The sequence below is a fragment of the Oleiphilus sp. HI0080 genome (assembly GCF_001635135.1).
The window spans coordinates 1-597 of record NZ_LWFU01001142.1 but is presented as its reverse complement, the minus strand read 5'-3'; the positions used below and the strand labels follow the sequence as shown (position 1 = coordinate 597).

The window sequence follows — 597 nt, the reverse complement described above, 5'->3', positions numbered from 1 at the left end:
AACTTTTTGGCTGCGACCCAAAAAGTTACCTAGACTACATTCACAGCGATTTTATGGAACGCGCACATGGAAGATCCATATATTGAGTTTGTCGCCGGATGGGGTCAGCGAATTCTTGGCTGGTTTCTACCGAACCTAAATACCATTGAGTGGACTGGCCACATTGCCATTCTTCTTTGGTCTGCAATGATGGTCATTTTTTCTGGTCGACTGTTCACCATGGTCGAAAATACCAGCAGCACCATGTTAAAGATGAAAGCGTTTCGTTCTCTCAACTTTCTAGTGATCATTCTGATGTTGCTGGATCTATTTCTTCTTCGCTTTCATCAGAATTACGAACAACTACTATCGAAAATCGGCTTATCGCTGTTCACAACATATTCAGCCATCTACTTATACTCTTTAGCGAGCTTTCATACGTTTAAGCGGTTCGGCGCAGAAAAAACTATCGACAATCGCTCCGTTTACGTTGAAACCTATTCCACGCGGATTATTAATCTTTTGCTTGTTGTATGCGCCACGTTTGGTACGTTCTACATCATCATTAAAGTTTGGGGAGCAGACAGCCTTTTAGAAACCACAGGGTTGATGGGCATA

1 protein-coding gene is annotated in these 597 nt (G+C 42.5%); it reads left to right on the top strand.

Annotation, left to right across the window (positions count from 1 at the left end; genetic code table 11):
- Nucleotides 1-66 precede the first annotated feature (66 nt).
- Nucleotides 67-597, top strand: a 531-nt coding sequence (locus A3751_RS20510; protein WP_156492686.1) for a hypothetical protein, incomplete at its 3' end; no start/stop codon positions are given.